The sequence below is a fragment of the Stenotrophomonas maltophilia group sp. vghtpe118 genome (assembly GCF_052605195.1).
The window spans coordinates 22,567-46,243 of sequence record NZ_CP199672.1 but is presented as its reverse complement, the minus strand read 5'-3'; the positions used below and the strand labels follow the sequence as shown (position 1 = coordinate 46,243).

23 protein-coding genes and 1 tRNA gene are annotated in these 23,677 nt (G+C 66.2%); 8 read left to right on the top strand and 16 right to left on the bottom strand.

The genetic code is table 11. From position 1 onward, the window contains the following. Positions 1 to 4: 4 nt before the first annotated feature. From eno to ACUDTM_RS00240, 6 genes are all read right to left on the bottom strand, one after another. Positions 5 to 1,297 (bottom strand): phosphopyruvate hydratase, encoded by a 1,293-nt coding sequence (gene eno / locus ACUDTM_RS00265; RefSeq protein ID WP_053500065.1) that lies wholly within the window; start codon positions 1,295 to 1,297, stop codon positions 5 to 7. Between the two features lie 96 nt (positions 1,298 to 1,393). Next, a complete protein-coding gene (locus tag ACUDTM_RS00260; protein WP_061480167.1) occupies positions 1,394 to 1,723 on the bottom strand; it encodes a hypothetical protein in 330 nt (109 codons plus the stop codon). Further along, entirely contained in the window at positions 1,723 to 2,070 is a 348-nt protein-coding gene (locus ACUDTM_RS00255) for a hypothetical protein (protein WP_072166696.1), read from the bottom strand. The genes ACUDTM_RS00260 and ACUDTM_RS00255 overlap by 1 nt, the downstream gene beginning before the upstream one ends. Next, positions 2,067 to 2,897 carry a 3-deoxy-8-phosphooctulonate synthase gene (gene kdsA / locus ACUDTM_RS00250; protein ID WP_049412800.1) on the bottom strand — a complete coding sequence of 277 codons (831 nt, stop codon included), beginning with the start codon at positions 2,895 to 2,897 and terminating at the stop codon, positions 2,067 to 2,069. Before kdsA ends, ACUDTM_RS00255 begins: the two co-directional genes overlap by 4 nt. A gap of 89 nt (positions 2,898 to 2,986) precedes the next feature. Next, positions 2,987 to 4,651 carry a CTP synthase gene (locus ACUDTM_RS00245; RefSeq protein ID WP_005416023.1) on the bottom strand — a complete coding sequence of 555 codons (1,665 nt, stop codon included), beginning with the start codon at positions 4,649 to 4,651 and terminating at the stop codon, positions 2,987 to 2,989. A gap of 400 nt (positions 4,652 to 5,051) precedes the next feature. Next, positions 5,052 to 5,285 carry a hypothetical protein gene (locus ACUDTM_RS00240; RefSeq protein ID WP_005408997.1) on the bottom strand — a complete coding sequence of 78 codons (234 nt, stop codon included), beginning with the start codon at positions 5,283 to 5,285 and terminating at the stop codon, positions 5,052 to 5,054. Between the two features lie 171 nt (positions 5,286 to 5,456). Between ACUDTM_RS00240 and parE the strand changes: the two genes are divergently transcribed. The 3 genes from parE (at position 5,457) to ACUDTM_RS00225 (ending at position 9,708) form a co-directional block, all read left to right on the top strand. Beyond that, complete coding sequence (gene parE / locus ACUDTM_RS00235; RefSeq protein ID WP_061478449.1) at positions 5,457 to 7,346, top strand: DNA topoisomerase IV subunit B; 1,890 nt, start codon at positions 5,457 to 5,459, stop codon at positions 7,344 to 7,346. A gap of 176 nt (positions 7,347 to 7,522) precedes the next feature. After that, the gene (locus ACUDTM_RS00230; protein WP_072166935.1) at positions 7,523 to 8,101 is read left to right on the top strand and encodes a GNAT family N-acetyltransferase; all 579 of its coding nucleotides are present in this window, start codon (positions 7,523 to 7,525) and stop codon (positions 8,099 to 8,101) included. Positions 8,102 to 8,211: 110 nt separating this feature from the next. Then, positions 8,212 to 9,708 (top strand): S10 family peptidase, encoded by a 1,497-nt coding sequence (locus ACUDTM_RS00225; protein ID WP_445391038.1) that lies wholly within the window; start codon positions 8,212 to 8,214, stop codon positions 9,706 to 9,708. 390 nt (positions 9,709 to 10,098) lie between these two features. Here the strand turns inward: ACUDTM_RS00225 and ACUDTM_RS00220 are convergent, their stop codons facing one another. Then, positions 10,099 to 11,220, bottom strand: a complete 1,122-nt coding sequence (locus tag ACUDTM_RS00220; RefSeq protein WP_019658889.1) for an inorganic phosphate transporter — start codon at positions 11,218 to 11,220, stop codon at positions 10,099 to 10,101. A 13-nt stretch (positions 11,221 to 11,233) separates the two neighbouring features. Continuing rightward, complete coding sequence (locus tag ACUDTM_RS00215; protein WP_004152833.1) at positions 11,234 to 11,860, bottom strand: DUF47 domain-containing protein; 627 nt, start codon at positions 11,858 to 11,860, stop codon at positions 11,234 to 11,236. 292 nt (positions 11,861 to 12,152) lie between these two features. On the opposite strand from ACUDTM_RS00215, the gene ACUDTM_RS00210 reads away from it, so the two are divergent. Together ACUDTM_RS00210 and ACUDTM_RS00205 are read left to right on the top strand one after the other, a co-directional pair. After that, positions 12,153 to 13,457 (top strand): hemolysin family protein, encoded by a 1,305-nt coding sequence (locus ACUDTM_RS00210; protein WP_088497741.1) that lies wholly within the window; start codon positions 12,153 to 12,155, stop codon positions 13,455 to 13,457. Next, positions 13,441 to 14,100 carry an exopolysaccharide biosynthesis protein gene (locus tag ACUDTM_RS00205; protein ID WP_053501113.1) on the top strand — a complete coding sequence of 220 codons (660 nt, stop codon included), beginning with the start codon at positions 13,441 to 13,443 and terminating at the stop codon, positions 14,098 to 14,100. Before ACUDTM_RS00210 ends, ACUDTM_RS00205 begins: the two co-directional genes overlap by 17 nt. Before the next feature lie 112 nt (positions 14,101 to 14,212). Here ACUDTM_RS00205 and ACUDTM_RS00200 read toward each other — a convergent pair whose 3' ends face one another. The 4 genes from ACUDTM_RS00200 to ACUDTM_RS00185 all read right to left on the bottom strand — a co-directional run bounded on the left by ACUDTM_RS00200 (position 14,213) and on the right by ACUDTM_RS00185 (position 17,558). Further along, entirely contained in the window at positions 14,213 to 14,710 is a 498-nt protein-coding gene (locus ACUDTM_RS00200; protein WP_005416015.1) for a pyridoxamine 5'-phosphate oxidase family protein, read from the bottom strand. Between the two features lie 69 nt (positions 14,711 to 14,779). Then, a complete protein-coding gene (locus ACUDTM_RS00195) occupies positions 14,780 to 15,775 on the bottom strand; it encodes an LLM class flavin-dependent oxidoreductase (RefSeq protein WP_334271555.1) in 996 nt (331 codons plus the stop codon). Between the two features lie 192 nt (positions 15,776 to 15,967). Next, on the bottom strand, positions 15,968 to 16,735 hold the full coding sequence (locus ACUDTM_RS00190; RefSeq protein WP_088497739.1) for a sulfurtransferase: 768 nt from the start codon (positions 16,733 to 16,735) through the stop codon (positions 15,968 to 15,970). Between the two features lie 457 nt (positions 16,736 to 17,192). After that, positions 17,193 to 17,558: a DUF6164 family protein gene (locus tag ACUDTM_RS00185; RefSeq protein WP_072166702.1), complete on the bottom strand. Its 366-nt coding sequence runs from the start codon at positions 17,556 to 17,558 to the stop codon at positions 17,193 to 17,195. 70 nt (positions 17,559 to 17,628) lie between these two features. Here ACUDTM_RS00185 and ACUDTM_RS00180 point away from each other — a divergent pair, with 70 nt between their 5' ends. Beyond that, the gene (locus ACUDTM_RS00180) at positions 17,629 to 18,063 is read left to right on the top strand and encodes an FKBP-type peptidyl-prolyl cis-trans isomerase (protein ID WP_005416011.1); all 435 of its coding nucleotides are present in this window, start codon (positions 17,629 to 17,631) and stop codon (positions 18,061 to 18,063) included. Then, the gene (locus ACUDTM_RS00175) at positions 18,050 to 19,297 is read left to right on the top strand and encodes a TIGR03862 family flavoprotein (protein ID WP_334271553.1); all 1,248 of its coding nucleotides are present in this window, start codon (positions 18,050 to 18,052) and stop codon (positions 19,295 to 19,297) included. Before ACUDTM_RS00180 ends, ACUDTM_RS00175 begins: the two co-directional genes overlap by 14 nt. A 39-nt stretch (positions 19,298 to 19,336) precedes the next feature. On the opposite strand, the gene ACUDTM_RS00170 is transcribed toward ACUDTM_RS00175, so the two are convergent. From ACUDTM_RS00170 to ACUDTM_RS00155, 4 genes are all read right to left on the bottom strand, one after another. Then, the gene (locus ACUDTM_RS00170; protein WP_088497737.1) at positions 19,337 to 19,798 is read right to left on the bottom strand and encodes a GNAT family N-acetyltransferase; all 462 of its coding nucleotides are present in this window, start codon (positions 19,796 to 19,798) and stop codon (positions 19,337 to 19,339) included. Between the two features lie 100 nt (positions 19,799 to 19,898). Continuing rightward, the gene (locus ACUDTM_RS00165) at positions 19,899 to 21,521 is read right to left on the bottom strand and encodes an FMN-binding glutamate synthase family protein (RefSeq protein ID WP_061478458.1); all 1,623 of its coding nucleotides are present in this window, start codon (positions 21,519 to 21,521) and stop codon (positions 19,899 to 19,901) included. Positions 21,522 to 21,576: 55 nt separating this feature from the next. Next, on the bottom strand, positions 21,577 to 22,863 hold the full coding sequence (locus ACUDTM_RS00160) for a nucleotide sugar dehydrogenase (protein ID WP_072166707.1): 1,287 nt from the start codon (positions 22,861 to 22,863) through the stop codon (positions 21,577 to 21,579). A gap of 143 nt (positions 22,864 to 23,006) precedes the next feature. Continuing rightward, complete coding sequence (locus ACUDTM_RS00155; RefSeq protein ID WP_088497736.1) at positions 23,007 to 23,441, bottom strand: BLUF domain-containing protein; 435 nt, start codon at positions 23,439 to 23,441, stop codon at positions 23,007 to 23,009. A gap of 131 nt (positions 23,442 to 23,572) precedes the next feature. Here ACUDTM_RS00155 and ACUDTM_RS00150 point away from each other — a divergent pair. Continuing rightward, positions 23,573 to 23,659 (top strand) — tRNA-Leu (locus tag ACUDTM_RS00150). Positions 23,660 to 23,677: the final 18 nt, after the last annotated feature.

The window sequence follows — 23,677 nt, the reverse complement described above, 5'->3', positions numbered from 1 at the left end:
CGGCTCAGCGCTTCAGCGAAACGAACGCGTCACGACCGGCGTAACGCGCGCCGGCGCCGAGGGCTTCCTCGATGCGCAGCAGCTGGTTGTACTTGGCCACGCGATCGCTGCGGCACAGCGAGCCGGTCTTGATCTGGGTGGCGGTGGTGGCCACCGCGATATCGGCGATGGTGGTGTCTTCGGTTTCGCCCGAGCGGTGGGAGACCACGGCGGCATAGCCGGCGCGGTCGGCCATGGCGATCGCTTCCAGGGTTTCGCTGAGCGTGCCGATCTGGTTGACCTTGATCAGGATCGCGTTGGCGGTGCCCGAGTCGATGCCTTCCTGGAAGATCTTCGGGTTGGTCACGAACAGGTCGTCACCGACCAGCTGCACCTTCTTGCCGATGCGGTCGGTCAGCAGCTTCCAGCCGGCCCAGTCGTTCTCGGCCAGGCCGTCTTCGATCGTGATGATCGGGTACTGCGCGGCCCAGTCGGCGAGGAAGTCGACGAACTGCTCGGAGGTCAGGCGCTTGTTCTCGCCGACCAGGTTGTACTTGCCGTTCTCGAAGAACTCACTGGAGGCCACGTCCAGGCCCAGCAGCACGTCTTCACCGGCGGTGTAGCCAGCCTTGCCGATCGCTTCGAGGATGGTGTCCAGCGCTTCGACGTTGCTGCGGAAGTCCGGCGCGAAGCCGCCTTCGTCGCCCACCGCCGTGCTCAGGCCGTGGCCCTTCAGCACCGACTTCAGCGAATGGAAGATTTCGGTACCAGCGCGCAATGCTTCGGAGAACGAGGTGAAGCCCACCGGCAGCACCATGAACTCCTGGAAGTCGACGTTGTTGTCGGCATGCGCGCCGCCGTTGATGATGTTCATCATCGGCACCGGCAGCGACGGGGTCACGCCTGTCCGGGCGGCCAGGTACTGCCACAGCGCCTGCTTGCTGGATGCGGCGGCGGCGTGCGCGGCGGCCATCGAAACACCCAGCAGCGCGTTGGCACCCAGCCGCCCCTTGTTCTCGGTGCCGTCCAGATCGATCAGGCGACGGTCGAGGCCGGCCTGGTCGGTGGCTTCGAAGCCCTTCAGCGCGGCGGCAATCGTGGTGTTGACGTTGTCCACGGCCTTGCGCACGCCCTTGCCCAGGTAACGGGTCTTGTCGCCGTCACGCAGCTCGACCGCTTCCTTGGTACCGGTCGAGGCGCCGGAGGGAACCGCGGCGCGACCGAACGAACCGTCCTCCAGGATGACTTCGGCTTCCAGCGTGGGATTGCCACGGCTGTCGAGGATTTCACGGGCGTGGATGCTGCGGATCGTACTCATGATCGGGCCGGTTACCTGTCTGGAGAGGGGGCGACAAAACGAATGCCGCGTGATTATCCCCGGCTGCCTGCCACTTGCCAAATGGCGCAGGCGCCGTCAGGCCAGAGTGGCCCCGATCACCATCAGGATCAACGACACCAGTACCACCAGCAGGCCACCGGCAATGGCGGCCAATACGCCGCCGCGGCGGCAACGCCAGGCCATCACCATCGCCACCAGGCTGCCAACAAAGGACAGCACGAGCATGGTCAGTGCAGCCAGGATCCAGTACTGCATGGCCTGCATGCCATGGCTGCCATCCCCGGGCGAACCGAAACTGGCGGCGAAGGCGAATACAGCTGCCATCAGGCCGGCCCAGGCAAGAACAGCCAGCGCCAGCGCGATCAGGCCCCAGGGCCGATCACGGGTTGCCAGGGTCGCATTCATCAGAACAGCCCGTAGAACAGGGCACCAAGCCACAGCGACAGCAGGACGATCGCCAACCCGGCGGCCACCTTGCCACGGTTCAGGCGCCAGGCCAGTACGGCGGCAGCGACGCACCCCACGGCGCCGACCAGCTCTGCCACCAGCAGCGCAATGAAGTACGCCCGAAGATCGGGCGCGCTGCTGCCATCACCCGGTGGCCGCACCGATGCAGCACCGATCAGCACCAGGCAAAACATGCCCACGGTGAACACCACGGACAGCCCCAGCGCGAGCAGACCCCACGGCCACTGTCTCCAGTGCCGGCGGTGACGCTGGGTTTCCAGCGCCATCCACGGGTCACGACTCACGCGAAGCGCGAGAAACCGTGCTTCTTGGTCACCGCGTCGAGTTCCATCAGGGTCTCGAGCAGGGCCTCCATCTGGTCCAGCGGCCACGCGTTGGGACCATCGGACAGCGCCTTGGACGGGTCCGGATGAGTCTCGGCGAACAGGCCTGAGATGCCCACCGCCACGGCGGCACGGGCCAGCACCGGCACGTGCTCACGCTGGCCACCGGAACTGGTGCCCTGCCCGCCCGGCAGCTGCACCGAATGGGTGGCGTCGAACACCACCGGGCAACCGGTCTCGCGCATCACCGCCAGCGAACGCATGTCGCTGACCAGGTTGTTGTAGCCGAAGCTGGCACCGCGCTCGCAGACCATGATCTGCTCGTTGCCGGTGGCCTTGGCCTTCTCCACGACCGGCTTCATGTCCCACGGCGCCAGGAACTGGCCCTTCTTGATGTTGACCGGCTTGCCGGCCGAGCACACTTTGCGGATGAAGTCGGTCTGGCGGACCAGGAAGGCCGGGGTCTGCAGCACATCCACCACCGAGGCCACTTCATCCATCGGAGTGTACTCGTGGACGTCGGTCAGCACCGGCACGCCGATCTGCTTCCTGACCTCGGCCAGGACCTTCAGGCCCTCTTCCATGCCCGGGCCGCGGAAGGCGGTACCCGAAGTGCGGTTGGCCTTGTCGAAGCTGGACTTGAAGATGAAGTTGACGCCGAGCTTGTCGGTAATCTCCTTCAGCTTGCCGGCGGTATCGAGCTGCAGCTGCATCGACTCGATCACGCAGGGGCCGGCGATCAGGAACAGGGGCTGGTCCAGCCCGACCTCGAATCCACACAGTTTCATGGCGTTTCCTTGTTGTCCGCAGCACCGGCCGGGCCGGTGCGCTGGGGGTTGAAGCATGCAGGATGGGGGCCGAAGCCCCCATTCACAAGTCAGGCGCGCGCTTCGGAAAGCAGCTTGCCGCCGGCCTTGCGCTCGCGCGCGGCACGGATGAAACCGATGAACAGCGGATGGCCGTCACGCGGCGTGGACAGGAATTCCGGGTGCGCCTGGCAGGCCAGGAACCACGGGTGGGCGTCGCGTGGCAGCTCGACCACTTCCACCAGGGTGTCGTCCATCGACTTGCCGGCGATCACCAGGCCCGCATCTTCCAGCTGGGTGCGGTAGCGGTTGTTGAACTCGTAGCGGTGGCGGTGGCGCTCGGCGACCACGTCCTTGCCGTACAGCTCGCGGGCCAGCGTGCCCGGCTTCAGGCGCTGCTCCTGCAGGCCCAGGCGCATCGTGCCGCCGAGGTCGCTCTTGTCGTCACGCTTCTCGACATCGCCGCTGGCGGTGCGCCATTCGGTGATCAGGCCGATCACCGGGTTCGGCGACTGGCGATCGTTCTCGGTGCTGTTGGCACCTTCCAGCCCGACCACGTTGCGCGCGTAATCGACCACCGCCGCCTGCATGCCGTAGCAGATGCCGAAGTACGGCACCTGCTGCTCGCGGGCGAACTTCGAGGTCAGCACCTTGCCTTCGAAACCACGGTCACCGAAACCACCCGGCACCAGGATGCCGTCGACATCGGCCAGTGCGGCCATGTCGGTGCCTTCCAGGTCCTGTGCTTCCAGCCACTTCAGGTTGACCTTGGTGCGCTGGCGCAGGCCACCGTGCTTGAGGGCTTCGCCGACCGACTTGTAGGCATCCTGGTGATCGACGTACTTGCCGACCACGGCGATGGTCACTTCGTCCAGCGGGTGCAGGGTCGCATCGACCGCGTCTTCCCACATCGACAGATCGACCGGACCGGCCTTGTCGGCCAGCTTCAGCTGGTTCACCACGATTTCGTCCAGGCCCTGTGCATGCAGGCCGGACGGGATGCGGTACAGCACGTCCACGTCCGGCACGCTGATCACCGCACGCTCGGAAACGTTGGTGAACTGGGCGATCTTGCGGCGCTCCGAATCCGGCACAGCCTGCTCGGAGCGGCACAGCAGCACATCCGGCTGGATGCCGATCGAACGCAGCTCCTTCACCGAGTGCTGGGTCGGCTTGGTCTTCAGCTCACCGGCGGCGCCGATGTACGGCACAAGAGTGAGGTGCATGAACAGCGCCTTCTCCGGGCCACGTTCGGTGCGCACCTGGCGGATCGCCTCCAGGAACGGCAGCGACTCGATGTCGCCAACGGTGCCGCCGATCTCGACCAGCGCCACGTCGTAACCTTCCGTGGCTTCATCGATGCAGCGGCGGATCTCGTCGGTGATGTGCGGGATGACCTGCACGGTCGCGCCCAGGTAGTCGCCACGGCGCTCCTTGCGGATCACGTTCTCGTAGATGCGGCCGGTGGTGACCGAGTTCTTGCGGCTCAGGCGGGTGCGCACGAAGCGCTCGTAGTGGCCCAGGTCGAGGTCGGTCTCGGCGCCGTCGTCGGTGACGTAGACCTCACCGTGCTGGAACGGGCTCATGGTGCCCGGGTCGACGTTGATGTACGGGTCGAGCTTCATCATCGTGACCTTCAGGCCACGGGCTTCGAGAATGGCGGCCAGTGACGCAGCGGCAATGCCTTTGCCGAGCGAGGACACCACGCCGCCGGTTACGAAAATCAAGGGAGTCATGGCTGCAAGCATCCTGTCTGGAAATGGAAAACGGCAGCACCACGCGCACCCGGAGGGCGGGCATGGAGCTTGAAGGGGGTTTTCCGGTTCGCTGGGGCAGCGAGGGAGGTGCTGGGCCGTGCGGCGGCAGGCGCCGGACGGGGACCACCCTGCGAGGTCGGGGCGGCCGTGCCGGTCAAATCGACCGTCACCTGCGACCCGCATTGCTGGCGACCACGCATGGTCGTGCCAGCCCATTCGCAAAGGGTGGACACGCACTTACTCCCGGAAAGCCATAGTTTACAGATTGATGGGCGCCAACCCAAGGGGCAGTTGCGGCCGTCACTCAAAAGAAACGCCCCGCTGGGCGGGGCGTCGGGGGGCGAATCCCTTGCGGCAAGGGCTTCGGAGGGCGGAAGAATTACTTCTTCTTCCGCGCCTCTTCTTCCTCTTCCTGCTGCGGGGCCGGCTGGCCCTGCGCCTTCATTTCGGCATTGGCCTGGGCGCGGCGCTTGGCCTTGGCATCGGCTTCGGCCTGCGCCTTGTCGGCCTGGCCACCCTGCTGCGGGGCCGGCTGGCCGGCGTTCTGCGCCACCACCAGCGGCACTGCAACGGCGGCAGCGGCCAGGATCGCAATGGTCAGCAACTTCTTCATGAGGTCCTCCTCGCGGTATGGCTTGGACGTTCAGACCCAACGGGGCCGCCGGCGTTCAGATTCCAGCGGCTGCCATTTTACCCCCTCCCCGCCGCCGAGGCTGAACCGCAGGCGTGCAAATTCCCTTGCCAGACCCCACACTTGCCCGTCGCTCCAAGCTTTCGAAGACAGATGAACGCCCGCTATAACGCCGCCGATATTGAAGTCCTGTCCGGCCTTGACCCGGTCAAGCGCCGTCCCGGCATGTATACCGACACCGCGCGCCCGAACCACCTGGCGCAGGAAGTGATCGACAACTCGGTGGACGAGGCCCTCGCCGGCCACGCCCGCTCGATCGAGATCACCCTGTACAAGGACGGCAGCGTGGAGGTCAGCGATGACGGCCGCGGCATGCCAGTGGACATCCATCCGGAGGAGAAGATCCCGGGTGTCGAGCTGATCCTCACCCGCCTGCACGCAGGCGGCAAGTTCAGCAACAACAACTACACCTTCTCCGGCGGCCTGCACGGCGTCGGCGTCAGCGTGGTCAATGCGCTCTCGACCCTGGTGGAGGTGCACATCAAGCGCGACGGTGCCGAACACCGCATCACCTTCCGCAACGGCGACCGTGCCACGCCGCTGGAAGTGGTCGGCAGCGTCGGCAAGAAGAACACCGGTACCCGCGTGCGCTTCTGGCCGGACCCGAAGTACTTCGATACGCCGAAGTTCGCGGTGCGCGCGCTCAAGCACCTGCTGCGCGCCAAGGCCGTGCTGTGCCCGGGCCTGACTGTGAAGCTGACCGATGAAGCCACCGGTGAAGTCGATACCTGGTACTACGAAGACGGCCTGCGCGATTACCTGAAGCTGGAGCTGGGTGATCGCGAGATGCTGCCGGCCGAGCTGTTCGTCGGCAGCCTGAAGAAGGACACCGAGGTCGTGGACTGGGCAGTGGCCTGGCTGCCGGAAGGCGAGCTGGTGCAGGAAAGCTACGTCAACCTGATCCCCACCGCCCAGCACGGCACCCACGTCAACGGCCTGCGTACTGGCCTGACCGAGGCGCTGCGCGAGTTCTGCGACTTCCGCAACCTGCTGCCGCGTGGCGTCAAGCTGGCCCCGGAAGACGTGTGGGACCGCGTGTCGTTCGTGCTGTCGCTGAAGATGACCGACCCGCAGTTCAGCGGCCAGACCAAGGAGCGCCTGTCCTCGCGCCAGGCGGCCGGCTTCATCGAAGGTGCCGCCCATGATGCCTTCAGCCTGCTGCTCAACCAGAATGTGGAGCTGGGCGAGAAGATCGCGCAGATCGCCATCGAGCGTGCCAGCGCGCGCCTGAAGACCGAGAAGCTGGTCGTCCGCAAGAAGGTCACCCAGGGCCCGGCCCTGCCCGGCAAGTTGGCAGACTGCATCAGCCAGGACCTGTCGCGCACCGAGCTGTTCCTGGTGGAAGGTGACTCGGCAGGCGGCAGCGCCAAGCAGGCCCGCGACAAGGATTTCCAGGCGATCATGCCGCTGCGTGGCAAGATCCTGAACACCTGGGAAGTCTCGTCCAACAGCGTGCTGGCCTCGGAGGAAGTACACAACCTGGCCATCGCCATCGGCTGCGATCCGGGGAAGGACGACATCAGTGGCCTGCGCTACGGCAAGGTGATCATCCTGGCCGACGCGGACTCCGACGGCCTGCACATCGCAACGCTGCTGACCGCGCTGTTCCTGAAGCACTTCCCGGCGCTGGTCGATGCCGGCCACGTGTTCGTGGCGATGCCGCCGCTGTTCCGCATCGACGTAGGCAAGCAGGTGTTCTATGCCTTGGACGAAGAAGAAAAGCGCTCGATGCTGGACAAGATCGAACGCGAGAAGATAAAGGGCGCCATCAACGTGACCCGCTTCAAGGGCCTGGGCGAGATGAATCCGCCGCAGCTGCGCGAGTCGACCATCCACCCGGATACGCGCCGCCTGGTACAGCTGACCGTGGACGATGGCGAGCAGACCCGCTCGCTGATGGACATGCTGCTGGCCAAGAAGCGCGCGTCCGACCGCAAGGGCTGGCTGGAGAGCAAGGGCGACCTGGCGTCGCTGGAAGTCTGATCCAGCCCCATCATCCGGTAGTGCCGGCCGCTGGCCGGCACCCTCGGCATCCGCGTGATCAGGGCAGATCCGCCGGCCAGCGGCCGGCACTACCGGTTCATGCGCCCTTGGCATTACGCCGCCATCGGCAAACCCGGCGGAGCCATAATGCGCGTCCACCCGTGTGGACCATCGTATTGGCCAGCCACTCGTTGCTGTTCCCCGCCCTGCCGCTGCACAGCGCGCGGTTGGTGCTGAGCCCGATCCGCCGTGACGACGCGGCCGCGCTGTTCGCGCTGCAATCCAATCCGGACGTGATGCGCTGGTGGAACCATCCGGCCTGGACACGACCGGCCGAAGCCCGCGAACAGATCGACGACGACCTTGCCGCGCACGCGATCGGCACCCAGTTGAAGCTGGCCCTGCGCGAATCACCCAACGGCCCACTGCTGGGCGTCTGCGTCGCATTCGCCATTGATCGTGAGGCCATGCGGGCCGAGATCGGCTATCTGCTGGCGCCCGACCGCCAGGGCCAGGGCTACATGCATGAGGCCCTGCAGCAGATGCTGGGCTATCTGTTCCGCACCTTGCACCTGCACCGCATCGAAGCCGAGATCGATCCACGCAACGTACCCTCGGCACATGTGCTTGACCGCCTCGGCTTCCACCGCGAGGGGGTGCTGCGCCAGCGCTGGCGCATCCAAGGCGAGCTTTCGGACTCGGCCGTCTATGGCTTGCTGGCCAACGACGAAGCGGCAGCCGCCCTGCCCGTTTGATCCAATCTGGCCACAAGCCGCTGCAGAACGTGGCCATGCCTTTGGACACATACGGCACGGCACTCCACCGGCCTAGCATCGGAACCCCCTTCCGCTGCCGATCCGGTGCCATGAAGTCCCTGCTGCACACTGCCGCGCTCTGCGTCGGCCTGCTCATCGCCCCCACCAGCGTGCTGGCCGCGCCCGCCGCTGACACCAAGCCCGATTCGAAAGACGACAGGACCGACGCGCCTGCGCTGCCCGCCGATGCGTCGGCGCGCCAGAGCATGCGCCTGGCCGGCCGCACCCTGGACTACACCGCCACCGTCGGCACCCTGCCGGTGCGCGATGGGAAGGGCAAGGTCATCGCCGATGTGGTGTTCACTGCGTACACGATGCCGGGCAAGGACCGGCCGGTGACGTTCGCGCTCAATGGCGGCCCCGGTGCCTCGTCGGTGTACCTCAACATGGGCGCGATCGGGCCCAAGGTGGTCACCTTCGGTTCGGAAGGCGACAGCGCCTCGGCGCCCGCCACCCTGCATGACAACCCCGGCACCTGGCTGGACTTCACCGATCTGGTGTTCATTGATCCGGTCGGGACCGGCTTCAGCCGCGCGCGCATCGGCGACGACGAAGCGAAGAAGGCGCTGTACAACCCCAGCGCCGACATCGAATACCTGTCACGCTCGATCTACGACTGGCTGCTGCGCAACCAGCGCATGGCGTCGCGCAAGTACCTGACCGGCGAGAGCTACGGCGGCTACCGCGGCCCACGCATCACCCACTATCTGCAGACCCGGCTGGGTGTTGCGATGAACGGCCTGGTATTGGTCTCGCCTTACCTGAGCCCGACCCTGGAAGACAACGCCGATGTCTCGCCGATGGCGTGGATGCAGACGCTGCCGTCGATCGCCGCCGCGCACCTGGAGCGCCAGGGCAAGCTGACCGATGCAGCGATGCGCGAAGTAGTGGAATACACCCGTGGCGACTACGCCACCGCGTTGATGAAGGGCCGCAGCGATCCGCAGGCGACCGAGGCAATGCTGCGCCGGGTGACCGAACTGACCGGGCTGGACCCGCAGTTCGTGCGCCGTGCCGGTGGTCGGCTGGAAACCCAGGCCTACCTGCGTGAAGTGTTCCGCGACAAGGGCACGCTGGGCAGCCGCTACGATTCCAACGTAACCGCGTTCGATCCATTCCCGAACGATCCGGAGCAGCGCGCCAACGATCCGCTGCTGGACAGCATCATCGCGCCGACCACCACCGCGATGGTCGACTTCGTGACGCGCGTGGTCGGCTGGAAGGTGGATGCGCGGTACCAGGCGCTGAACTACGACGTGAACCGGCTGTGGGACCGCAATGGCGAACTGCGCGATGGCGCGGTGACCCAGCTGCGCCAGGCCGTGGCGATCGACCCGCACCTGCAGGTGCTGATCGTGCATGGCTGGAACGACCTGTCGTGCCCGTTCATGGGTTCGATCCTGACCGTGGACCAGATGCCGACGATGGGCAGCAATCCGGACCGGGTGCAGGTGCGCAGTTATCCGGGCGGGCACATGTTCTACAGCCGGGCGGACAGCCAGGCGGCGTTCCGCAGGGATGTGCTGGCGTTGTTCCAACGCAATTGAGGACGGTCGGCCGGGCCTGCCGCTGGCCCGGCACCCGCCGGATCAACGGCAACGGCAACGTCAAAAGCAGAGTTTCCGTGGGTTGGCGGGCCGAGGTGGGCAGGCGGGGGACGGCAAAAACCGCTCCTGCGTGCCTCGTAGAGCGCCATCCATGGCGCTCTGCGCCCCCGCCTGCCCACCCCGGCCCGCCTTCGACAAATTTCTGCGAGCCGTCGGTGGGTCCCGACCGTTGGTGGGTGCCGACCGTTGGTCGGCACGGGATCCGAACCTGATTCTGCTTTTGGTAGGTGTCGACCTTGGTCGACACGATGGGTGCAGAAATAATGTTCTTCCCATGAAAAAGCCCGCCGGAATCCGGCGGGCTTTTTCGTGTGCACCTTGGCGTGGCGATCAGGTCCAGCCGAACAGCTCGAACAGCTTCAGGATCAGGTACGCACAGCCGCCTGCCGCGGGAATGGTCAGGATCCAGGCCCAGACGATGCGCTCGATCACGCCGAACTTCAGCGAACGCGGGTTCTTGGCGAAGCCCACGCCCATGATCGCGGTGGAGATGCTGTGTGTGGTCGAGACCGGCATGCCGAAGTGGGCCGCCAGGGTCAGGATGGTGGCCGAGCTGGTCTCCGCGGCGAAGCCGTGGATCGGGTGCAACTTGACCATCTTGTGGCCCAGGGTCTTGATGATCTTCCAGCCGCCCGAAGCGGTACCGGCGGCCATCACCACCGCACAGGTCAGCACGATCCACATCGCGATGCCGTCACCGGCGTGGGCGTCCGGGTGCATGAAGGCCAGCCAGGACGGCAGATCGTTCAGTGCGCCGGTGGCTTCGGCACCAATCAGGGTCATCGCGATGATGCCCATGGTCTTCTGCGCGTCGTTGTGGCCGTGGGCGAAGCCCATGTAGGCCGCCGAGGCGATCTGCGCCTTGCCGAAGAAGGCATTGACGATGCGCGGACGGGCCAGGCGGCCGATGGCGCCACCGACCTTGGCCAGGCCGGCGATCAGCGCCCACAGCAGCACCATCACCACGATGCCGAGCAGGAAGCCGGCGATCGGCGAGGTGATCATCGGCACGAACACCTTCCACAGCAGGCCCTTGTTCTGCGCCCAGCTGCCCAGGCGCTCCGACCAGATCAGCGCGTCCCAGTTGTTGTGGGCCGCGGCCAGACCGGCACCGCAGAGGCCACCGATCAGGGCGTGCGAAGACGAGGACGGCAGGCCCTTCCACCAGGTGATCAGGTTCCAGATGATGCCGCCCAGCAGGGCGCACAGGATCACCTGCGGAGTAACCTCGACCACGTTGGTGTTGAGCAGGCCCGAGGCGATGGTCAGCGCCACCGCAGTGCCGGTCAGCGCACCGATGAGGTTCATGAAGGCGGCCAGCATCACCGCCCAGCCGGGCGAGAGCACCTTGGTCGCGACCACGGTGGCAATGGAGTTGGCAGTGTCGTGGAAGCCGTTGATGAACTCGAAGACGAGCGCGGCCAGGATCACCACCAGGACAAGGGTCAACATGCGGCGGCGTCCGTCAGCTGTTCTTCAACACGATCTGGTACGCCACCACGCCGGCCTCGCGGCAACGGTCGATGGCCTTCTCCAGGATCTCGAAGAATTCCTTCAGCAGGAACATCTGCAGGTTGTCCAGGCGACCGGAGTAGATGTCGCGGTACAGCTCGAGCATCAGGCGGTCGGCCTCGTTCTCCAGCGAGCGCAGCTTCTCGTTCAGCGCGGTCATCCGGTCCAGGTTCATGTGGCGCAGGTCGGCCACCATCTCCACCACCACGCCGGCGGCCTGTTCCAGCATCGCCGCGCGCGGCGCGAAGTCGATGTGCTCCAGGTGGGTCGTGGCCAGCGAATAGCGATCGGCGAACTTCTCGATCTGCTTCGGAATCTTGTACAGGGCCGAACCCAGCGCTTCGATGTCTTCGCGCTCGATCGGGGTCATGAAGCTGTCGACCAGCGCCTGGCTGATCTTGTCCGAGGCCGCGCGTTCGCGCAGGCGGGCCAGCTTGAAGGCGTCCAGCGCGGGCTGGCGGTCGGCCTCGCGCAGCATGGAATGCAGCGCCTTGGCGGCATCGGAAGCCGCGACGGCAGCCTCATCAAGCAGGGTGTAGAACTGTTTGCCGGAACCGAAAATGGTCTGCAGAGAGAACATTGAGAAACCTGTCAGCCGTCGCGGGAAGGACGGCACCAGAGCGAATTATGACGGCTAGATGACCATCACGGGTATCCCCGCCCCCTTTCCGGGGCTTGGAACCCCGAACCTGAACAGGCGGTTGCCACCCTGCCACGCCCCTTTGCTAAGATGCCAGCGCGCCTTCGGGCGCATCCTATGGACGACGACCCTTATCCCCCAGCGCCGCGCCGGACCCTGTTCCTGAGCGCCAGCCGCCATCGCAAGCACCCGCCCTCCCTGCCACCAACCGGGGACGACGCCCGTGTTTGAAATGATCCTGATTGTCTTCGCGCTGGTTCTACTGAACGGCTTCTTCGCCATGTCCGAGATGTCGGTCATGACCTCGCGCAAGAGCCGCCTGAAGCAGATGGCCGCCACCTCCAAGCGCGCCGCCAAGGCGCTGGAGCTTTCGGAGAAGCCGGAGAGCTTCCTGTCCACGGTGCAGATCGGCATCACCGTGATCGGCGTACTGACCGGCTACCTCGGTGGTGATGCGATCGGCGACGCGATCGCCGGCTGGCTGCAGGGCCTGATGCCCGCCTTTGCGTACGCGCGCGAAGTAGGCACCGCCCTGGCGGTCTCGCTGATCACCTTCATCACGCTGATCTTCGGCGAACTGGTGCCCAAGCGTCTGGCCCTGACCCGCTCCGAGGCCATTGCCGGCCTGGTCGCGATGCCGATGAGCTGGCTGGCCAAGCTGGCCCTGCCCTTCGTCTGGCTCCTGTCCAAGACCACCCAGCTGGTACTGAAGGTGCTGGGCCTGGGCAAGGACGAGGCCGCGCAGGTGACTGAAGAAGAGATCCGGATGCTGGTGGCCGAGAGCCACGAAGCTGGCGTGATCGACGCCCACGAGCGCGACATGATGAACCGCGTCATGCGCCTGGGCGACCGCACCGCCGACAGCCTGATGACCCCGCGCAACCGCATTGCCTGGCTCGACACCCAGGCCGGGCTGGAGCGCAATCTGGACATCATGGCCGAGCACGAGTTCTCGCGGTACCCGGTGTACCGCGACAACGACATGGACGTGGTCGGCGTGCTGGAGCTGAAATCGCTGGCCACGCGCATGGCGCGCGGCGACAACGCGCTGTTCCAGACCCTGCGCGAACCGCTGTACGTCTCCGAATCGACCCACGCGATGAAGCTGCTGGAGATCTTCCGCGAGGAGCAGCAGTCGATGGCGCTGGTGGTGGACGAGTACGGCGAGATCCAGGGCCTGGTGACCATCAGCGACCTGATGGGCGCCGTGGTCGGCCGCCTGCAGGCGGTGGAGAATGCCGATGAAGATGCACTGGTGGTGACCCGCGAGGACGGCTCGCTGCTGGTCGACGGCTCGCTGCCGATCGAGGACCTGCGCGAGCTGATCGGAAGCAACGACCTGCCCGATGCCGAGGATGGCGACTACTACACGCTGGCCGGCATGTGCATCCATTACTTCGGCCGCATCCCGCACGCAGGCGAGTACTTCGACTGGGCCGGCTGGCGCTTCGAGGTGGTCGACCTGGACGGTGCGCGGGTGGACAAGCTGCTGCTGCGCACGTTGTCCGACGAGCAGGCCGATGAGCTCACCGCCTGAGGCCGGCCAGGGCCAGGGCGCGCAGCGCCCGACCTACCGCAACGAGGGCATCCGCACCCTGCTGGAGATGTTCGCCTCCGGCGATCCCGCCGAGCACATGCCGCTCGGCCAGATCCTCAGCAACCTGCAGCAGAGCGCGTTTGGCGTGTTCCTGTTCGTGGCGATCCTGCCCTCGTTCATCCCGATCCCGGGCATGGGGGGTGCGGTCAGCGGCCCACTCGTGGTCCTGATCGGACTGCAGATGCTGTGTTGCCTGCGCCGGCCCTGGCTGCCCGGTTTCATTGCCCGACGCGGGCCGAAGCGCGGCACCATGCACCGCTTCCTGGACCGTATCGATCGCCCGTTGCGGCGACTGGACAGGATGCTGAAGCCTCGCCTGCCGCAGTTGCTGACACCGCTGCCCGCGCACGCCTTCAGCGGCCTGCTGCTGGTACTGCTGGGCATCCTGCTGTCATTGCCGATTCCGTTCACCAACTTCCTGTTCGGTTTCCAGCTGCTGCTGTTCTCGCTGGCGCTGCTGGAGCGCGATGGTGCATTGATGCTGTTCAACTGGATCGCAGCGCTGGTGGCGATCGCGTTCTTCGGCTTCAGTTCGGGGCAGCTGGTGGGCTATACAGTGGAACTTTTCCAGCGCTGGTTCTGAAGCGGCATCCGGTAGAGCCGGCCGATGGCCGGCTGCCACGTTTCCAGGGTTGCCGGCCAACGGCCGGCACTACCGGCATCCGCTAGATCCACGCAACGCGTGGATGCGGCAATCACCGAAGGTCGACGAATCCGTTGTCCGCCAGCGGTGCCGGATCGTCCTGCACCGCCGACAGCACGAAGCTCAATGCCTTGCCCAGCAAGGTGCCCGGGCCATCCCAGTATTCGGCGCTATCGGCGCGCACGTGGATCAGGCGAAGGTTGGGGTCTTCCTTGCCGGCGGGGAAGAACAGCTTCATCGCCGGCGACCACAGCTCTTCGATCTTCGCGCGATCATCGACAACCCGCGCCCGCCCCGCCACAGACACATAGGTGTTCTTCGATGGCGAGGCATAGGCCACATTGACGCGCGGGTCGAGCGCGATCTCGGCCACCTTCGGGCTGTCGGCGGTGATCACGAACCACAGGTCACCGTCGAAGGCGACCTGCTGGGTGGCCAACGGCCGGCTGTAGAGCCGCCCATCGACGCCGGTGGTGGTGAACATCGCCACCTCCACGTCCTTGATCAGTTCAGCCAGCTGGGCAATGTGTTCGGCACGGGTCTCGGCCATGGTGGGAACTCCAGAAAGGGGAGCTCCCATCAGACGCGGATCGGCCGCAACGGGCCGTGACGCGATTGTTCAGCCCGCGTGGCGGCCATGCCAGGCCTTCATCGCCAGCTCGAAGGAACGCAGGCGCGCACGGTGGTCATACAGGTTGGCAGTGAGCATCAGCTCGTCAGGCTTGTGCCGCTCAACGAAAGCGGCGATACCCTCGGCCACCTGCTGCGGATCGCCCAGCACGGTGCAGGCCAGGGCCCGTTCCACGCCGAGCTTTTCGTGCGGCTCCCAGAAGGCTTCAATGTCGTCGATCGGCGCCGGGATCTTGCCCGGCCGGCCGCGGCGCAGGTTGACGAAACTCTGCTGTTGGCTGGTGAACAGGCGACGCGACTCGGCCTCGCTGTCGCTGGCAACAACATTCAGGGCCAGCATCGCGTGCGGCTGCTTCAACGTGGCCGAGGGGCGGAATTCGCGGCGGTACACCGCCAGCGCTTCGTCCATCACGTCCGGCGCGAAATGCGAGGCGAATGCATACGGCAGGCCCATCGAGGCGGCCATGCGTGCGCCAAACAGGCTTGAACCGAGGATCCAGGTCGGCACCCGCAGGCCACCACCCGGAACGGCCTGCACTGCCTGTCCAGGCTGGACCGGCTCGAAGTAGTGCAGCAGCTCGCGCACGTCCTGCGGGAACTGGTCGGCGCTGTCGAAATAGCGGCGCAGTGCACGCGCGGTCGGCTGATCGGTGCCCGGCGCACGGCCCAGGCCAAGGTCAATGCGGTCCGGATACAGCGAGGCCAGCGTTCCGAACTGCTCGGCCACCTGCAGCGGGGCATGATTGGGCAGCATGATGCCGCCCGCGCCGACACGGATGCGCCGGGTGCCACCGGCAACATGGCCGATCAGCACGGCGGTGGCGGCACTGGCGATGCCGGGCATGTTGTGGTGTTCGGCCAGCCAGTAGCGGCGGTAGCCCAGCGCATCGGCGTGCTGCGCCAGTTCCAGCATGTTGGCGAAGGCGGCGGTGGTGTCACTGCCCTCGCAGACCGGGGCTAGGTCAAGGATCGACAACGGGATCATCAGGCGTTTTTCCGTCACAGGATCACCCTTGCATGGGGGCGGCCGGGCGCAGCGGCCAGTGACGGTGGCGGGATGCTGATTCCCGTAGGGCAGGTTCAGCACCCACCGGATCGTGTGGAGCCGAGCCCATGCTCGGCTGCCTTTCGTCGACCAACAGCAGCCGAGCATGGGCTCGGCGCTACAGAAGCGCGGTCAGAACGCGCTGGGGCGCGGCTCCGGCAGCGGCTGGTCGACCATCGGCTTCAGCTCGGCATCCAGCGCCACACGCTCATCGAACACGAAGCAGCGGCCTTCGTAGCCTTCGCCGCCCACTTCCTCGAAGTAGCCGAGGATGCCGCCATCGAGCTGCAGCACATTGTCCATGCCGTCATTGACCATCCACAGCGCGGCCTTCTCGCAGCGGATGCCGCCGGTACAGAAACTGACCACGGTGCTGTCCCGCAGCGCATCGCGATGCGGCGCCAGCGCCTCGGGCAGGTCGGTGAACTTGCGGATGGGCAACACCAGCGCATCCTTGAAGGTGCCGTACTCCACTTCCTGCAGGTTGCGGGTATCGAGCATCACCACCGGCTTGCCGGCATCGTCATGCCCCTGCCGCAACCAACGCTGCACGGTGGCCGGATCAACCGCTGGTGCGCGCGGATAGTCCAGCGGCTGGCCGTCATCGCGGCGGAAGCTGATGATCTCGTCCTTGACCTTGGCCTTCAGCCGCGCGAACGGCTGGTGCTCGCTCAGGCTGGTCTTGACCCGCATGTCGGCGAAACGCGCATCGGCACGCAGCGCTGCATAGAAGCCCTCGACCGCCTCCGGCGCCCCCGCCAGGAACAGGTTCAGCCCCTCGCCGGCCACCAGGATCGTGCCGCGCAGCTGCGCCGTCTCGGCACGGGCCAGCAGCTGGTCGCACAGGGCCTGGGGAGCGTCGATGACGGCGAAATGATAGGCAGCGGTATTGGCGATCATCCCGCCATTTTAGCGCCAGACCGCCCCAGGGTCAGATATCCCCATTCATCCACGCATGGTGTGGATCTGCTGTGTCGACCAAGGTCGACACCTACCAATAGCCGGGAGGCTGTCAGAGGCGGGGCTGTGTGGGCAGGCGGGACCGTTGGCTCCATGGGCCCGAGGCATGCCTCGGGCGGGTTGGGCAGGACGCCCAACCCCGGTCTTGCGTGTGCGCAGGACAGCGCACACGAGCAAGGCGCCATCGAGCTCCCAGGGGTGGGGGCGCTTTGCTTGCGAAGCACTGCTTCGCAAGCGCCCGAACGCACAGCCGACAGCGGCTGGGCCGGACCGCGGAGCGGGGTTCACGGCGTGTCCCGCCTGTCCACACCGCCACACCCTCCCACTGAAGCCCGGCTTTTGACGTTGCCGTTGACCTTGCTTCGGCGGGTGCCGGGTGCAACCCGGTCGAAACCCGTTACCCCCGCAACAGCAGGAACGGCAGCAGCACCAGCGCCGCCGCGCCGGCCATCGCCAGCAGCACCAGCACCACATAGGCCGGCCGCCGCCGGAACAGGCTGCCGAAGGTCTCGGCCGTGCCATCACGCAATGCCTGCTCACGCTCAGCGCGGATGCGAGGGCCGCGCTCGGCCTGGTACTCGGCCATCAACGCCTTCGCACGCGGATGATCAGCGTCGTCGCGCAGCCACAGGCCACCATTGGAAATGCCCCACGGGCTGGGTTCGGTGCGATACCAGGCGATGCCGTGCTGATCGAGCAGCGTGCAGACATCGGCATATTCGTCGTCGCCGACGTTGCGCAGATTGAGCAGGAGTTTTGCCATGGCCCCATGATACCCGGCGCCGATGCGCTACCCTTGCCGCCCTCGCCCCGCGCCCTTCTGGAGACGCCCGATGCGCCGCCTGCTGCTTCCCCTGCTGCTGTCCCTCGCCGCCGCTGGCTGCTCGACCGAACCGTCCGGCCCGCCGCCCGGCGGCACGCTGACCACCTTCGAGCGGATCGATACCGTGCCAGGCACCGGCGCCGAAGCCATCGCCGGCAGCAAGGTCACGGTGCACTACACCGGCTGGATCTACGACAACCGTACCGAGACCAAGCACGGCAAGACCTTTGACAGCTCCTTCAAGCACGGCGAGCCGTTCACCTTCGCGCTCGGCGCCGGCCAGGTCATCCGCGGCTGGGACGAGGGCGTGGCCGGCATGAAGGTCGGCGGCAAGCGCACGCTGATGATTCCGCCGGACTACGGTTACGGGGACCGCAAGGTCGGCCCGATTCCGGCGGGCTCGTCGCTGGTGTTCGACGTCGAGCTGCTCGATGTCAAACCGTAATGCCGCCATGCCCCATCGGGTCGCCGTCATTGGCGGCGGCCCGGCCGGCCTGTTCGCCGCCGAACGCCTGCGTGCCGCTGGGCTGGAGGTCGACCTGTACGAGGCCAAGGGGTCGCCTGGCCGCAAGTTCCTGATCGCCGGCAAGGGCGGCCTCAACCTCACCCATTCCGATCCGCGGCCGTTGTTCGACAGCCGCTACCGCGAGCAGGCCGCTGTGGTCGGCAACTGGCTGGACGGCTTCGACGCACAGGCACTGCGTGACTGGGCCGCCGGCCTGGGCGTGGAAACCTATGTGGGCAGCTCCGGCCGCGTGTTCCCGGTCGACCGCAAGGCGGCGCCGCTGCTGCGCGGCTGGGTGCGCCGGTTGAAGGAACAGGGCGTGCGCCTGCACGCCAACCACCGTTGGATCGGCTGGAGTGACGACGGCGCCCTGCGCTTTGCCACCGAGGCGGGGGAAATCGATGTGCACCCCGATGCCACGGTACTGGCGATGGGCGGCGGTAGCTGGCCGCAGCTGGGCAGTGATGGCGCCTGGGTCGCGCCACTGCAGGCGCGTGGCGTGGACATCGCGCCGCTGCAGTCAGCCAATTGTGGCTTCGACGTGGACTGGACGCCGTTCTTTGCCCAGCGCAATGCCGGCGCACCATTGAAGCCGGTGGTCGCGCACTGGATCGACCTGGCTGGACAACCGCGGTCGCTGCAAGGCGAGTGCGTGGCCAGCGAATATGGCATTGAAGGCAGCCTGGTCTACGCGTTGGCCGCCGACCTGCGCGAGACCATCAACCGCGATGGCCACGCAATGCTGTGGCTGGACCTGGTGCCCGGTCGCGACGAGGCGCGCCTGCTGGCCGACCTGTCACGTCCCCGCAAGGGCCGAAGCTTCGGCGAGCACCTGCGCCGCCAGGCGGGTCTGGATGCGGTGAAGGCCGCTCTCGTGTTCGAGATTCTTGGCAAGGAGGCCGGCAACGACCTGCCGGCTGTGGCCACCACGCTCAAGCGCCTGCCGCTGCGCCTGCTGCGCCCAAGGCCGATGGCCGAGGTGATCAGCACCGCCGGTGGCGTGCGCCTGGATGCGCTGGATGACGGCCTGATGCTGCGGGCCGTTCCTGGCGTGTTCTGCGCCGGTGAAATGCTGGACTGGGAGGCCCCCACCGGCGGCTACCTGCTGACCGCGTGCTACGCCAGTGGCCGGCGTGCCGCCGAAGGCGTGATCGGTTGGTTGGCGGAGCGGTGACGCCTGTGGCGTAGCGTCGAGCCCATGCTCGACGCCACGTCACCACGGCCTGCGCATGCTCACCGAGGCCAACGCCACACCGCTGGGATGTGCATAGGCTTCCTCACGCACGCTGACAAAGCCCTGCCGTTGATAGAACGGCACCGCATTGAGCGAGGCCGACAGCACCACCTCACGCTCACGATCAGCCATCGCCAGCAGGCGCTGCATCAGCGCCTGGCCAATGCCCAGGCCGCCATGATCCGGATCGACGAACAACGCATCGACTTCATTGGCATCGACATCAAAGACGCCGAAGCCGAGCAGGCCACCCTGCCCGTCCTCGGCCACCACGCAACCGCCCTGCCCCAGCAGCCGCGCGTACTGCGCGGGCGGCGGCGACGCCGACCAGGGCGCAATGACCGCGGGTGGGTAATGGCTGCTGCAGGTCTCGCGCACGCAACGCGTGCGCAACGCCCACAACTTGGCCACGTCATCCATGGTGCCGGTCCTGAACTGCATGACATCTCCTCGTAGAGCCGAGCCCATGCTCGGCTGTTCTTCGTTCCGACCTCGCGATGAGAACAGCAGCCGAGCATGGGCTCGGCTCTACAACATCACGCTACCGCGACTTGCTGGCGCGCAGAGCCTGGATCTTCGGCGGCGGCTGGAACGAGTCGCTGCGCGCATCGGCCCAGAAGGCATGGAATACCGCATGATCGGGCACCTTGTGCAGCAGCTCGCCCGGTTCCAGGTAGCGGTAAAGCGACGCCAGCGAACGGATTTCCACCGGCGACACGCGACGCAGGATGTGCTCCGGCCCCAGCTCGGCCGGATCGTTCAGGCCCGCCGCGCACAACAGTTCCTTCAAGGCATGCAGTGTGTGCTCGTGATAGCTGTACACACGGGTGGCCTTGTCCGGTGCATCCAGATGCTTCCAGCGCGCGGGGTCCTGGGTCGCGATGCCGGTCGGGCATTTGTCGGTGTGGCAGCTCAACGACTGGATGCAGCCCAGCGCGAACATGAAGCCTCGGCCGGCATTGCACCAGTCGGCACCCAGCGCGATGGTGCGCGCGATGTCGAACGCACTGGTGATCTTGCCAGCGGCGCCGATGCGGATGCGCTCGCGCAGGTCCAGGCCGACCAGGGTGTTGTGCACCAGCAGCAGTGCTTCATGCATCGGTACGCCGACATGGTCGACGAATTCAGCCGGTGCCGCGCCGGTGCCTCCCTCGGCACCATCGACCACGATGAAGTCCGGCAGCAGCCCGGTTTCCTGCATCGCCTTGGCGATGCCGAACCATTCCCAGGGGTGTCCGATGGCCAGCTTGAAACCGACCGGCTTGCCACCGGACAGCTCGCGCAGCCGGGCCACGAACTGCAACAGTTCGACCGGCGTCGAGAATGCCGAGTGACGCGACGGCGATACGCAGTCCACGCCCATCGGAACACCACGGGTCACCGATATTTCGGCGGTCACCTTTGGTGCCGGCAGCACGCCGCCGTGGCCCGGCTTGGCACCCTGCGACAGCTTGATCTCGATCATCTTGACCTGGTCGTGGGTAGCGTTGGCGACGAAGCGCTCTTCGCTGAAACCACCCTTCTCGTCACGGCAGCCGAAGTAGCCCGAGCCTATCTCCCAGACCAGATCGCCGCCCATCTCGCGGTGGTAGGGCGAAATCGAACCTTCGCCGGTGTCGTGGTAGAAGCCACCGCGCCGCGCACCTTCGTTCAGTGCGCGGATCGCGTTGGCCGAGAGCGAACCGAAGCTCATCGCCGAGATGTTGAACACGCTGGCCGAATAAGGCTTGGCGCAGTTCGGCCCAATCAGCACGCGGAAATCATGCTTGGCGATGGAGGTGGGAGCCAGCGAATGGTTGATCCACTCGTAATCCACCGCATAGGTACTGCGCAGGGTACCGAACGGCACCGTGTCCATTTCGTTCTTTGCGCGCTGGTAGATCAGCGCACGCTGCTGGCGCGAGAACGGCACGTCCTCCAGGTCGCTCTGCACGAAGTACTGGCGGATTTCCGGGCCGATTGATTCCAGGCCATAGCGGAAATGCGCCATCACCGGATAGTTGCGGCGCAGCGTGCTGCGCTTCTGCAGCAGATCCCAGGTCCCCAGCGCCACCATCGCGGCAGTCAGGCCGACGCCCCAGTACCAGGCCGGCCAGATCGTGGCCAACCACAGGCAGATGGGAAACATCAGGATGGCGAGCAGGTAGACGATATACCGGTGCATGGCGTTCCTTGGTTGCAACTGCCTGCGAGTCTACCGCGCCGGCCATCACCGGCGTTTACAGGCGACCGTCAACCACGTTGCGCGGCCAGGCCGATTTCACGTCGTAGACGATGCCGCCGGGCGCCAGCAGCGCCTGGATTGCGGCGTCATCCATGGCTTTGAATCGGGCATGGGCCACTGCCAGAACTACGGCGTCGTAACTCCCCGCCACCGGCTCGGCCAGCCAGTGCACGCCCGCGTCAGCCAATGCCGCCGGGCCGACCCACGGGTCGCTGACCTCCACCTGTGCGCCGGCATCACGCAGGCGCTGCGCCAGTTCCAGCGCGCGGCTGTTGCGCAGGTCCGGGCAATCCTCCTTGAAGGTCACGCCCAGCACCAGGATACGCGACTGCGCAGGTGCGCGGCCACGTTCGGCCAGCATTGCCAGCACACGCGACGCCACGTGCTCACCGACGCGGTTGTTGACCTGCCGCGCGGTGTGGATCAGGTCCGGGTGGTAACCCACGCTCTCGGACTTGTGCAGCAGGTAGTACGGGTCCACGCCGATGCAGTGGCCGCCAACCAGGCCCGGCCGGAATGGCAGGAAGTTCCACTTGCTGCCGGCGGCGTCGAGCACATCCTGGGTGTCGATGCCGAGCCGGTCGAAGATCAGCGCCAGCTCATTGACCAGCGCGATGTTGACGTCACGCTGGATGTTCTCCACCACCTTGGCCGCTTCGGCCACACGCATCGACGGCGCCGGGAAGGTACCGGCGGCGATGATGCGCTGGTACAGGCCATCAATCACCGCAGCCACTTCCGGTGTCGACCCCGAGGTGATCTTGCGGATATCGGCCAGGCGCCGCTGGCGGTCGCCGGGGCTGACCCGCTCCGGGCTGTAACCACAGTAGAAGTCTTCGTTGAAGCGCAGCCCGGAAAGCTGCTCCAGCAGCGGCACGCAGACCTCTTCGGTGGTGCCGGGGTACACCGTGGATTCGTAGATCACCAGGTCACCCGCACGCAGGTGGCTGGCGATCAGCCGCGTCGCCGAACGCAGCGGCTCCAGATCGGGCTGCTCATAGGCATCGATCGGGGTCGGCACGGTAACGATGTAGACATTGCAGGCATCGAGCAAAGCCGGATCGCTGCCGTACTGCAACTGCTGCGCACTGGCCAGCTCATCGGCCTCCATTTCCAGCGTATGGTCCTGGCCGTCGCGGAGCTCGGCGATGCGATCAGCATCGATGTCGAAGCCGAGCGTCGGCCAGTGCCGGCCGAAGGCCACCGCCAGTGGCAGGCCCACGTAGCCCAGCCCGATCACCGCGAAGCGCGGCGACGCTGCTGCCGCAAGCGGCGCGCTCAACGCCGCATCCCATGCAACGGCTGAAATCGCATGCGTACTGCCATGGGCATGGCCGACCTACTCATTCGCTTTGCCACTCCGGGAAGATCCATGCCAGAAAGGCTACAGCCTAACGGCCCGGGTGCCCGGCCGCCAAGGTGGGGTCAGGAACCCAGTGCGACCGCGGCCGGCTCCAGTTCGCCATCGGCGCCGGTCCAGGCCTGCAGCAGGCGCTCGAAGCCACCGCCGCCAAGCACGAAGCCCGGCCATGAGGCGTCGACGATCTGTACCAGCAGTTCTGTATCAATGCGCCGGGTCCCCATCGACCAGCGCGGGAATGCCCGCTGCGCCACCGGCGCGCGGCACAGCACCTTCAGTTGTCCATGGCTGCGCGCATTGGCGATGCGCTGGTACACCGAATCGATGCCATCCTCCGGGCCTTCCAGGTACTGCAGGAAACGGCTGCCATCGAACATCAGCACACCCGTGACACCGGCTACTCGGTTGAATGCCGTGGCATCGGCCAGCAGGCGGTCAAGATCGGTTGTCTGCAGGTCGGCGCGGGCCTCGCTGGCATAGGCAATCGCGTGCAGCGACATCGGGTGGCTCCCCCCCTGGGAACGAGGCTTTGGACTATGACATGAATGGGAGCGACAGTTAAGCACACCGCCGCTCCACTGCAATCCGGTCGGGATTCTGCAGCTGGGCTACAATCGGCGCCGCGCTGCAGGCCCGGATGGCGAAACTGGTAGACGCATCGGACTTAAAATCCGCCGGGGGCAACCCCATGCCGGTTCGATTCCGGCTCCGGGCACCATCGCGCTTTTCACGACGA